Source organism: Brevibacterium salitolerans, from assembly GCF_039531405.1.
GTDB lineage: Bacteria > Actinomycetota > Actinomycetes > Actinomycetales > Brevibacteriaceae > Brevibacterium > Brevibacterium salitolerans.
On the sequence record NZ_BAAAPZ010000004.1, the window covers coordinates 402,254 to 414,365 of the forward strand.

A 12,112-nucleotide genomic window follows, 5' to 3' on the forward strand; every position below is an offset into this window, starting at 1 on the left:
GCGGCAGGTTCAGCGCCCGAGGCCGAGCGCCTCCACCACCTCGGCGACCCTGCGGCGCTGTGCCTCGGTGAGGCCCTGGAGCGGGAGAGGCAGGCACTTCCGTGGGGCCAGCCCCAGATGTTCGGCGATCGCGGCGATGACCCGGATGCTCCCGCCGAACTCCGTGAACAGCTCCCACAGCGGCGACATGCGCGCCGAGGCGGCCGCGGCCTCGGCGGCATCACCGCGCTGCGCGGCCCGTGTGATCTCCAGCGCGAGCTCCGGCAGTGTTCCGCCCACCACCGAGTACCAGGCCTCGCATCCGGCGCTCAGCCCGGCGGCCGCATACGCGTCACCGGAGACGCCGATCGTCACATGCTCCGGCACCACGGCGCGGATCGCGGTCACGTGATCCCGGGCCTCGGCGGGGTCTGCCGGAACGCCGGGGATCTTGATCGAGGTGATGCCGGGCAGCTCCGCGATGCGGCTGTAGAGCTCCGGGGTGAACGTGAAGTGCGTGGTGCCCGGGTTGTCGTACACGATCACCGGCAGGTCCGTGTGCTCCGTGACGGTGCGGAACAATTCGAAGACGTCGTCGTGGGTGAGCGGCTGGTAGGTGAGCGGTGCCAGCAGCACGGCCTGTGCTCCGGCTGCCTCCGCGTCCTCCACGTGCGCCCGCACCTGCGAGGTGCGCAGCGCTCCGACACCCGCGAACACCGGGGTGTCGCCGGCGCCGTCCACGGCCAGCCGGACGACCCTGGCGCGCTCCTCCCGCGTGAGATAGGCGTAGGACCCGGTGGAGCCCAGTGCGGTGATCGAATCGACGCCGGCTGCTGCGAGCCTCCGCACGAGGCCGCTGAACGCCTCCTCATCCACGGCATCGTCCGCCAGCGGGGTGAGCGGGAATGCGCTGAGGCCGGTGAACATCGTCATCGCCGCTCCGTGTCCTTTCGGAGAGGGAAGGAAATCCCTGCGTGCGCCTCGTCGTTGCCGTGCACCTCAGTTCTGTCACGCATCTCCGCACCGCGCAACCTTTCGCACTTCTCACCGGTGTTCACGGGGCTGCGCATGCGCACACCGTTGAGAAGTGCGAAAGGTGGGACGCGGAGCGCATACGTGACCTCGCGCACGCCGCGGGCGCTCAGCGCGACCGCCGGTGCAGGTACGCGGCACAATGGTTCGCATGTCCGCACTCGCCTCCGCGCTCTCGTTCCGGCGCCTCGTCGACTCCAGCGCGACGCTGCGGATGCTCCGCGCAGACCACGTCGCGGTGATGGCCGCGATCCTCGGCGAGCATCTGGGCGCCCCCGGGGCCCGCATCGACACGGTCGACCTCCACGAACTCGTCGACGACGACCTGTTCGAGCTCCGCGACCACTTCGACCTGTCCGGTCGCTCCGCCAAGGCCTACTGCGACGACTGGCGGGGCGCCGGCATCCTCATCCGCCGCCCCGCCACGGACTCCCGCGGCGAGACCTACGAACTCTCCGCCGCGGGATTCGACGCGCTGCGCATCCTCGAACAGCTGGAGGAGCCCCAGACCACCGTCACGGAGTCCCGGCTGGTGGCGCTCGCCACCTCGCTGCACCAGCTCGCGATCGACACGGACCCGGACACGGGGCGCCGGCTGCGCGCACTGGAGAGCCAGCGCCGCCGTATCGACGCGGAGATCGCCCGGATCCGCAAGGGGGACGCGAAGGCCCGCGTGCTGGGCGGCAAGCGCGCCAAGGAGCGGGTCATCGACGTGCTCAACCAGGCCCAGGGGATGCCGGCGGACTTCGCCCGTGTGCGGGCGCGGTTCGAGGAGCTCAACCACGAGCTGCGCACCCGCATCCTCGAGGCGGACGAACTCCACGGCTCCGTCCTCGACGAGGTGTTCCACGGCATGGACCTCATCGAGGACTCCGAGGAGGGCCGCACCTTCGCCGCGTTCTCCTCCTTCGTGCGCGATCCCGAGCAGTCGGCGGCGTTCGAGGAGGACATCTCCGCGATCCTCAGCCGCGACTTCGCCCAGGACCTGCCGCTGCGCTCCCGCCAGGCCCTGCGCAGCCTCATGCGGGACATGAAGGACGGCAGCCGCGTGGTGCAGGGCGTCCTCACGGAGTTCGCCCGCGGTCTGCGCCGCTACGTGCACTCCCACGAGTACATGAGCGACCGCGCCATGCGGAGCCTCCTGCAGGAGGCGCTCGCACAGGCCGTGCCCGCGCGTCTGGAGGTGCGGCCCTTCACCCCGGTGGGGGAGGAGATGGAGCTCTCCTCCATGCGGATGAGCAGCGTGGGTGCGCTCATCCTCCACGATCCCGCGGACTTCGACACCGGCCAGACCCTCGACGAGGCCGAGGCCGTGACGGTGGACTTCGCCGCGCTCTCCGCGATCGCCCGGGAGTCGGAGATCGACTTCGACGAGCTCACGGACAACGTCAACGCCGTGCTGGGAGACGGGGGCGGCACACCGGCCTCCGTCGCGGAGGTGCTGGAGCACCACCCCGCCACCCAGGGCGTGGCGAGCGTGATCGGCCTCATCTCGCTGGCCGCCACTCAGGGCGAGATCGACATGGACGCCGCGGAGGAGCTCTCCTGGCACGGCACGGACGGGGTGCTGCGCCGCGCCGTCGTCCAGCGGCACGTCTTCACGAAGGAAGTGGATGTATGAGCACCAAGGACACGGCCGGCGTGGGTTCGGCCTCGGCGGTCGGCACCGCACTGCAGAATCCGGAGGCCACCATGGGTCTGTGGCGCGGTGACACCGGCACCCTCGCCGAGGCCTCGCGCCGGGTGCTGCTGGAGCTGCTCAAGGGCCCCTACGTCTCCGGTGCCCAGAACCCCGGCCTGTGGGCCGCCCTCATCGCGGACGAGACCGCGATCCGCTCCCGCCTCCACGATCTCTTCCTCGAGCTCGTGCTCGATCCCGTCGACGAGTTCGCCTTCACCAGGAAGGTCGACACGCACGAGATCCAGGCGCCCAGCGCCCTGCGGTCCGAGCGCCTCACCTTCCTCGACACCGCCATGCTCCTCGTGCTGCGTCAGCTGCTCCTCGCCGCACCGGGGGAATCCCGTGTGATCGTGGGCCAGGAGGAGGTCTACGACCTGCTCAGCGTCTACCGCGACGGGGACGAGGCCACCTTCAAGCGCAACCTCAACGGCTCCTGGTCCCGCATGCTCAACAAGGTCCGCGTGCTCCACACCGTCGACGACGACCGCGCGCAGATCTCACCCATGATCCGCTTCCTCGTGGACGAAGACCGGGTGCGCGAGCTCACGGAGGTGTACCGCCGGATCGCCGGTGAGAGGGTCCAGGCCCGGGCCGCGGAGCAGCAGGAGCAGGATGCCCAGCAGACCGCAGAGGAGAACGCCTAAGTGAGCACAGCGACCCTGTTCGACCTCTCCCCGGAGAACCCCGCGTACTCCGAGGCCGCGCCCGGCGACCAGTGGCGCCTGGCGGAGGTGCAGCTGGCCAACTGGGGCACCTTCGACAAGGAGATCCACCGGCTGCCCATCGCCCGCCGGGGGCACCTCATCACCGGCCCCTCCGGCTCCGGCAAGTCCTCGCTGCTCGACGCGATCGCCGCCGTCCTCACCCCGGACAAGTGGCTGCGGTTCAACGTCGCGGCGCAGTCCGCGGGCGCGCGGGCGGACCAGCGCAGCATCGTGTCCTACGTCCGCGGCGCGTGGTCGCGTACCGCGGACTCGACCGAAGACCGCGTGGTCAGCCGCTACCTGCGTCCCGGGGCCACCTGGAGCGGCATCGTCCTGCGCTACGAGAACCCCGGGCACAAGCCGGTCTCGCTCGTCCGTCTCTTCTTCATCCGCGGCACCGGCACCTCGAGCTCCGACGTCTCGGATCTCTGCCTGCTGGACCGCTCCGCCGTGGACCTCGCCGACCTCCAGGAGCACGTGCGCTCCGGCATCGAGGCGCGCCGGGTCAAGGCCGCGTACCCGGACGCCGTCGTCACGACGGCGGGCACGCACGGCAAGTTCTACGCGCGGCTCCGCAGCGTCTTCGGGATCCGCCACGAGTCCGCCCTGCAGCTGCTCCACAAGACGCAGTCGGCCAAGAGCCTCGAGAGCCTCGACCAGCTGTTCCGCGAGCACATGCTGGAGCGGCCGGGCACCTTCGAGCTCGCGGAGACCGCCGTGGAGCAGTTCGGCGAGCTCGCGGACGCCCATTCGCACGTCTCCCAGCTGCGGATGCAGCGCGACCACCTCGCCCAGCTGCGCACCGCCGCCCGCGCCTACGAGTCCTCGCAGGAGACGGCGGAGCAGGCCCGGGTGCTCGCCGCCGCCGTCCAGCCGTTCATCCAGCGCCGGGGCCTCGAGCTCACCCGGGAGGAGCTGACGCGGGCCGAGGAGCGGCTGGCCGGTCTCGCCGCGGACGCGGAGGAGGCGCTCGCGGCCGCCCGTGCCGCCGAGGACGACTTCGAGGCCGCACAGCGCCGGAGCATGGCCGCCGGCGGAGCGGACGCAGAGGCCCTGCAGATGCGCATCCGCGACGCGAAGGAGGCTGCGCTCGCCACCCGTGATCGCTGGGAGACCCTGCAGCGGCAGCTGGCGCAGGCGGGCATCGACCGGGCCCCGGCCTCGGCCGCGGAGTTCGCCGAGCTCCAGGCGGAGATCGCCCGCACCCTCGACGCCGCCGAGTCCGCGGAGTCCTCCGGTGAGGCGCACGGCCGGCGAGGTCCCTCCCACGAGGAGCACGAGCGGTTCTTCTCCGCGCGGAAGGAGCTGGCCCGCCTGGATGCGGACATCGCAGAGGTGCGGCGCAGCGGCTCCACCGTGCCCTCGCCCCTGCTGGAGGTGCGCCGCCAGATCTGCGCGGGCACGGACCTGCCCGAGAGCGCGCTGCCGTTCGTCGCTGAGCTGGTCGATGTCCGCGAGGAGCACAGCGACTGGACCGGCGCGATCGAACGGGTGCTGCGACCGCTGGCGCTCACGGTCCTCGTGCGCAGCGAGCACCTCCCGGCCGTGCGCGCCTGGGTGGACGCGCAGCGGATCCGCGCGCGCCTCGTGTTCGAGGAGGTGGGCAGCGAGCCCGCCGCCGTGCGCCAGCCGCGCAGCGAGCTCTCCCTCGTGCACCGGGTGCGCGTGAAGGACGGCAGGTTCGGCCGGTGGGTGCGCGCCGCGCTCGCCGAGCGCTTCGACCTGGCCTGCGTGGAGAGCGCCGCGGAACTCGCCGAGCACTCCCGTGCGGTCACCCGCGCGGGCCAGCTCAAGTCCTCGCGCACGCGGTACGAGAAGGACGACCGGCGGGCGATCGACGACCGGAGCAGCTGGGTGCTGGGAGACCGGGAGGCCAAGCTCGAGGCCTACCTCGAGCGGCGCCGGCAGGTGGCCGAGGAGCTCGAGGCCGCCCGCGAGGTCGTGGACGCGGCCAACCGCGCCCGCGATGCCGCGCAGCGCCGCTCCGGCGTGCTGGCGGGTCTGCGCGAGCTGTCGTGGAGCTCGGTGGACCGCGAGTCCGCGGACCGGATCGTCGCAGAGCTGGAGCGCAGGCTCGCAGAGCTCACGGACGACGACGGGGATCTGCAGGCCGCCGTGGACGCCGTGGCGGACGCCCGCCACCTGCGCGACGTCACCCGGCAGGAGGCCGAGGACGCCCGTCACCTGCTGCTCACGGAGCAGGACCGCCGCGACGACCTCGCCGCGGAGCGGACCAGGCTCGAGACCGGGATCGCCTCCGGTCGCATCCCCGAGCTCGAGGAGCACACCGCGGTGACGCTCACGCAGCGCTTCGCCGCGGTCCGGGCGGAGCTCGAGCAGGCGGAAGCTGAGGGGCACGCCGAGGCCGCCGGTGCGGCGGGCCCGATGGGCTCCGGCCGGGCGGGGCTGGCGGAGACCGGCCAGATCGTCTCCGACCGGCTGCGGGCCGAGCAGGACGCCGCCCAGGACGCCGCGGCGCGGGCGGAGAGCACCGTGACCCGGCTGGCCGTGCAGTTCAAGGAGCGGTGGCCCGGCGCCTCGGCGGATCTCACGGCGGACGCGGCGGACCGGGCGGGCTACCTCGCCATCCTGGAGGCCATCGAGACGCAGGGCCTGCCGGATCACGAGGCCCGCTTCCTCACGATGCTCAAGGAGCGTTCGCGGGACCTCATCGGTGAGCTGCTCAGCGACATCCTGGGCGCTCCGCGGGAGATCGAGGACCGGGTGGACCGGGTCAACGACTCGCTGGGGCGGTCCAAGTTCGACGAGGGCCGGTATCTGCGGATCAAGCCCAAGGTCCGTCGCAGCGAGACCGTGAACCGCTTCATCGCGGACCTGCGGACGGTGGCCGAGGGCGGCTGGGACGAAGCGGACCTGCAGACGGCGGAGTCCGCGTTCGAGGTCCTCGCCGAGCTCATGCGCCGGCTGGGGTCCAACGAGGCCGTGGACCGGGTGTGGCGCACCACATGCCTGGACACCCGCCTGCACGTCACGTTCCTGGCCGAGGAGGTCGACGACAACGGGCGCGCCCACGTCGCCTACGACTCCGGGGCTGCGCTCTCCGGCGGACAGCAGCAGAAGCTCGTGGTGTTCTGCCTGGCGGCGGCGCTGCGGTACCAGCTGGCGGAGCCGGAGGAGACGGTCTCCCGCTACGGCACGATCGTGCTGGACGAGGCCTTCGACAAGGCGGACACGCGCTACACGCGGATGGCGCTGGACGTGTTCGTGGAGTTCGGCTTCCACCTCGTGCTGGCCACCCCGCAGAAGCTGCTGCAGACGATCGAGCCCTACGTGGGCGCGGCGACCTCGGTGGACAATCCCACGCGCCAGAAGTCCGTCGTCTCCACCATGCGGTGGGCGGAGGACCGCGGCGACGATGCGGCGCAGAGCGAGGTCTCTGCGGACGACCGGGTCTCTGCGGAGGATGCTGTGCCTGGCACGGACGGGGCCGAGCCGGCCGAAGGGGAAGCACCTGTCGCAGGGGAAGCGCCCACCGACGGGGAGGCGCCGGAGGAGAAGGACTGACGCAGAGGCAGGACACTCCCCGGTGGGAGTGTCCTGCCTCTGCGTCATTCAGCTCAGCGCGGGCGCCGGCGAGGCGACCGCGGTCTCACTGAGCAGGGGCCCCTTCCTTGGCCAGGCCCTTCTCCGTGGCACGCTGGTCCCAGAAGTCCGCGCCGACCACGCCGGCCTCGGAGGGGACGAACTCCGGATCGAGGCCGTGCTTCCTCTGCCGCTCGTAGTCTCGCAGCGCCTTGAACACCGGCTGCTGGATGATGAGGATCGCGACGATGTTGAGCCATGCCATGAGGCCCACGCCGATGTCGCCCAGCGCCCATGCCGCACCAGCGGTGGACATGGAGCCGTAGGCCACGGCCACGAGGATGAACAGCTGCAGGAAGCGGGTGAGCGCCGAGCTCACGCGGCGGTTGCGCACATTGCGGAGGACGTACTTGAGGTTCGTCTCCGCCATGTAGTAGTAGGCGACGATCGTGGTGAAGGCGAAGAACGCCAGCGAGATCGCGACGAAGCTCGCACCGAAACCGGGGAAGACCGCGTCGAATCCGGCCTGGGCGTAGGGCACGCCCACCTCGACCTGGGCGCTCACTCCGCCGCCCACGCGCTCGAGCGTCTCCGCGGGGTTGCCGTCCGCGTCGAACTGCGCACCGCTGGGGAACACCCGGTACATCCCGGTGGAGAGGACCATGAAGGCCGTGGCGGTGCAGACGAAGAGGGTGTCGATGTAGATCGAGCCGGCCTGTACGAGGCCCTGCTTGACGGGGTGGGAGACCTCCGCCGCGGCGGCGGCGTGGGGGCCCGTGCCCTGCCCGGCCTCGTTGGAGTAGATGCCGCGCTTCACGCCCCACTCCACGGCCGCACCCACCATGGCGCCCACGGCGGAGGTGGTGGTGAAGGCGGAGGAGACGACGAGGCCAATGACGTCGAAGAGCTGGTCGATGTTGACGAAGGCGATGACGATGGCGCCCAGGATGTAGAGGATCGCCATGAAGGGGACGACGTAGCTGGCGAAGGTCGCGATGCGCTTGACGCCGCCGATCACGATGAAGCCGAGCGCGATGACCACGGCGATCGCGGTGGCCCAGTGGGGGATGCTCCAGGCGTTCTCCGCAGCGCTCGCGATGGACTGCGCCTGCACGCCGGGGAGCAGGAAGCTCATCGAGAGGATCGTGACGAAGGCGAACACCGTGCCGTAGACCTTGAAGAGGCCGTGGGCCTTGGTGTGGCGGTAGGCGCGCTCGATGTAGTACGCAGGACCGCCGCGGTACTCGCCGGTGTCCTTGTCGCGCTCCTTGTAGAGCTGTCCCAGGGTCGACTCGACGAAGCTCGTCGAGGCGCCGAGCAGCGCGGAGATCCACATCCACATGACGGCGCCGGGTCCGCCGAAGGCGATGGCGGTGACGGTGCCGGCGATGTTCCCGGTGCCGACGCGCCCCGCCAGGGACATGGTGAGCGCCTGGAAGGAGGAGACCCCGTCCTCGGACTTCTGCCCGGTGAACATCTGCTTGAAGATCGCCGGGATCTGGCGGATCTGGATCATCCGGGTGCGGATCGTGAAGAACACGCCCGCGCCCAGGCACAGATAGACGAGCGGGGGCGCCCACACGACGCCGTTGAGCCAATCGATGAATGCTGTCACTTCTGCTCCGATGAGAGAAATATGCGGAGCGCCACCAGGGGTGGTGGCGCTCACGTTTCGTTCGGAAGTGAAGCAGGTCACGCGAGCGTGTGTCAATTCGTGTCATTTCCGCGCTGCGCCGGAGCTTCTGCGCAAGGCCTGCTGTGGAGATCGTGTCCGCAGGATCGGACATCCGGGCCTCTCGTGCCGCGGCTCACCGGTCCTGTGTCCGTGTCGTGCCGGAGAATGGGCGCATGGCATCCAGTGACCCTGCACGCGGTGACCGGGGGCGCCCGGCCCGCGACCCGGAGCACGCGGCATCGGAGCGGCCGGCTCGCGACCCGGAGAGTCCCCGTGACCCGGAATGGAAGCGGCTGCTCGCCCCTGTGGCCAGGGCCCGTGCGGACGACGGTGCCCGCTCCGCGGCAGAGGCGCCCGCCGCGCTCGGCATCTCCTTCGAGCTGTGCGCGGAGGACTCCCGCGGCTGGTTCTACGACTCCGCGCCCGTCCCGCTGGAACGCGCGCATCTGGCCGACGGGGCCGCATGGTTCGTGGGCATCCGTCCGGTGGAGGCCGGGAGCAGGCCGGGCACCTGGCGCCGGGGCGGGCTCACCTGGCGCTCCTTCGCCCACCCCGGGACAGGCCCGCAGCGCCGGGTCCGCTCCCTGCTGGACCAGCTCCACCGTCTCTCCCGCGATGAGCGCAATCTCAACCCGGGCGAGGCGGGCCTGCTGCGGCTCGACCGCTATCCCTCGGCCCTGCTCTGGCCCCTGCTGGAGCGGCTCCGGGCCGCTGGGGTCTCCTTCGTAGGTGCGGGCCTGCTCACCGCGGTGCGCGTGGGCGGCGCCGCGGAGAAGCGGGTGGACCTGCACCGCGATGCGCACGGTCGCCTCCACCTCGAGCCCCGGCTGCGGATCGACGGGGAGCCGATGGCGGCCTCGGGCGTGGTGGGCGATCACGGGTTCGCGGGTCTCAGCGGTGAGCTGGATGCCGTGGGCGGTGCGCTCACCCTCACGCTCGCCCCTGCGGAGGCGCCGGCGGTTCCCGGCGCGGAGGCCGTGCGCGGACTGCGCGCGCCCGTGGTGGTCCCTGCCCGGGAGGCGGAGGAGTTCACGGCGGAGTACTTCCCGGTTCTCCGCTCCGCGGTTCCCGTCACCAGCGAGGACGGCAGTGTGGAGCTGCCGGCGGACGTTCCGCCTCGGCTGTCCCTGCTGGCCGTGTACGGCGAGGAGGACACCGTCGCCCTCCACTGGTCGTGGCTGTACGAGGGACCGCGGCGGGAGTACTCGGTGGCCTCGAGCGCGGGGGCGGCCAGGGATCCCGCCGCCGAGGCCGCCGTCGCCGCCCGCGCGAGCCGCGTTTGGGCGGGCGCGGGGACCGTGGAGAGGCAGGACCTCACGGGGACGGACACCGCGGCCTTCACGGTGCGCGCCCTGCCGCAGCTCGAACGCCTGGACTGCGTGCGGGTGACGACCAGCGGGCGGCGTGCGGACTACCGCGAACTCACGGAGCCTCCCGCGGTGACGGTGAAGAGCGAGGAGACGGAGGACCGGGACTGGTTCGATCTGGCCTTCCAGGTGACGGTGGCCGGGCGGACGGTGCCCTTCGCCTCGCTCTTCCGGGCGCTGGCGAGGGGACAGAAGCGGCTGCTCCTGCCGGACAAGTCGTACCTGAGCCTCGACCATCCGGCCTTCGACGGGCTGCGCACGCTGCTGCGGGAGGCGGAGGCGCTGGGGGAGTGGGATCCGGAGGCCCCCAGGATCTCTCGCTATCAGGTGGACCTGTGGGAGGAGTTCGTCGACCTCGCGGACAGCTCGGAGGCCGCGCTCGCCTGGCGGCGGTCCGTGGGAGCGCTGGAGCGGCTGGCGGAGGTGCCGCGTCCACCGGTGCCCGCGGGTCTGCGTGCGCAGCTGCGCGGTTACCAGCACGACGGCTTCGCCTGGCTGAGCCTGCTGTACGACCACGGTCTGGGAGGCATCCTCGCCGACGACATGGGGCTGGGCAAGACCCTGCAGACGCTCGCGCTCATCGTGCGGGCCCGGGAGGGCGGCGGTCCGTCCGCGGCCGGTCCGCGCGAGGGTGGTGCTGCGCCTGCGGTGAGCCCGCAGGAGCCCGTGCCCGAGGCATCGGGGGAGGGGGTACCCGGGTCCCTCGCGCACCCACAGGCACCGTTCCTCGTGGTCGCACCGGCCTCGGTGGTAGGCGTCTGGAAGGGCGAGGCGGAGCGGTTCGCACCCGGTCTGGACGTGCGGGTGATCGAGCAGACGCGTGCCGCCGCCCGCACCGCCGGGCGGCGGGAGGTACTCGCCGAGGAGGCGCGCGGGGCGGACGTGGTGCTCACCTCGTACACCCTGCTGCGCCTCGACGCGGAGGAGTACGCCCGTGGCTCCTGGAGCGGTCTCGTCCTCGACGAGGCGCAGTTCGCCAAGAACCGCCGCACCCAGGCCCACCAGGCGCTCAGGGACATCCGCGCTCCCTTCCGGCTGGCGCTCACCGGCACCCCGGTGGAGAACTCGCTCGACGACCTGTGGGCGCTGCTGGCGCTCACCGCGCCCGGCATTTTCCCCTCGCCGGTGGCCTTCCGGCAGCAGTACACGCTGCCGGTGGAGAAGGGCGGCTCCGCGCACCGGTTGCAGCGGGTGCGCCGCAGGATCCGCCCGTTCGTGCTGCGCAGGACGAAGGAGGACGTGGCTGCGGAGCTGCCCGCCAAGCAGGAGCAGATCCGCGAGGTGGAGCTGCTGCCGGAGCACCGGAAGCTCTACGACGCCGTGCTGCAGCGGGAGCGGAAGAAGGTGCTGGGCCTGCTGGAGGATCTGGAGCAGCAGGGGATGGAGCGCACGCGCTTCATCGTGTTCCGCTCCCTCACGCTGCTGCGGATGCTCGCCCTCGATCCCTCCATCGTGGACGAGGAGCAGCACGCGGGAGTGGAGTCCTCGAAGCTGCGCGCTCTGCTCGAGGAGCTGGAGCAGGTGCTGGGCGAGAAGCACCGGGTGCTCGTCTTCAGTCAGTTCACCTCCTATCTGGACAGGGTCGAGGAGGCGCTGGAGGCGCGCGGCATCCGCTGTGTGCGGCTCGACGGGGCGACCCGCCGCCGGCAGGAGGTGGTGGACCGCTTCCGGCAGGGGGACGCGGGAGTCTTCCTGCTCAGCCTCAAGGCCGGCGGTTTCGGCCTCACCCTCACGGAGGCGGACTACGTTTACCTCATGGACCCCTGGTGGAACCCCGCGGCAGAGGCGCAGGCCGTCGACCGCACGCACCGGATCGGGCAGTCCGAATCCGTCATGGTGTACCGGATGGTGGCGCGCGGGACGATCGAGGAGAAGGTGCTGGAGCTGCAGCGCAGGAAGGCGCGGCTGGCCGAGTCCCTGCTGGAGGGCGAGGGCGGAGGCGGATTCTCCCGGCCGCTCACGGCGGAGGAGATGCGGGGGCTCTTCGCGGAGGAGTGACGAGTGTCGCGGCGTGTCCGGGTCGCATCTGCGCGTCTGGCCATCGTGTTCGATGAGAATATTCGTATAGTCCTCCACGTGGATGCCGGAAGGGGGCAGTGTATCCCTTTCTGTGTCCGTGCCTCGTGCCAGA

At 71.5% G+C, this 12,112-nt stretch carries 6 protein-coding genes; 4 read left to right on the forward strand and 2 right to left on the reverse strand.

Translation table 11 applies throughout. From position 1 onward, the window contains the following. Positions 1 to 9: 9 nt before the first annotated feature. Complete coding sequence (locus ABD240_RS07380) at positions 10 to 906, reverse strand: dihydrodipicolinate synthase family protein (RefSeq protein ID WP_291798393.1); 897 nt, start codon at positions 904 to 906, stop codon at positions 10 to 12. Between the two features lie 256 nt (positions 907 to 1,162). On the opposite strand from ABD240_RS07380, the gene ABD240_RS07385 reads away from it, so the two are divergent. The 3 genes from ABD240_RS07385 to ABD240_RS07395 are packed head-to-tail and all read left to right on the forward strand — an operon-like array spanning position 1,163 to position 6,921. Then, positions 1,163 to 2,632 (forward strand): DUF3375 domain-containing protein, encoded by a 1,470-nt coding sequence (locus ABD240_RS07385; RefSeq protein ID WP_291798378.1) that lies wholly within the window; start codon positions 1,163 to 1,165, stop codon positions 2,630 to 2,632. Further along, the gene (locus tag ABD240_RS07390) at positions 2,629 to 3,336 is read left to right on the forward strand and encodes a DUF4194 domain-containing protein (protein WP_344336621.1); all 708 of its coding nucleotides are present in this window, start codon (positions 2,629 to 2,631) and stop codon (positions 3,334 to 3,336) included. The genes ABD240_RS07385 and ABD240_RS07390 overlap by 4 nt, the downstream gene beginning before the upstream one ends. Further along, positions 3,337 to 6,921, forward strand: coding sequence for an ATP-binding protein (locus ABD240_RS07395; RefSeq protein WP_344336623.1), 3,585 nt, complete (start codon positions 3,337 to 3,339; stop codon positions 6,919 to 6,921). An 85-nt stretch (positions 6,922 to 7,006) separates the two neighbouring features. On the opposite strand, the gene ABD240_RS07400 is transcribed toward ABD240_RS07395, so the two are convergent. Beyond that, positions 7,007 to 8,554 carry an alanine/glycine:cation symporter family protein gene (locus tag ABD240_RS07400; protein ID WP_344336625.1) on the reverse strand — a complete coding sequence of 516 codons (1,548 nt, stop codon included), beginning with the start codon at positions 8,552 to 8,554 and terminating at the stop codon, positions 7,007 to 7,009. Between the two features lie 233 nt (positions 8,555 to 8,787). On the opposite strand from ABD240_RS07400, the gene ABD240_RS07405 reads away from it, so the two are divergent. Next, on the forward strand, positions 8,788 to 11,979 hold the full coding sequence (locus ABD240_RS07405; RefSeq protein WP_344336626.1) for a DEAD/DEAH box helicase: 3,192 nt from the start codon (positions 8,788 to 8,790) through the stop codon (positions 11,977 to 11,979). The last annotated feature ends 133 nt before the right edge of the window (positions 11,980 to 12,112 follow it).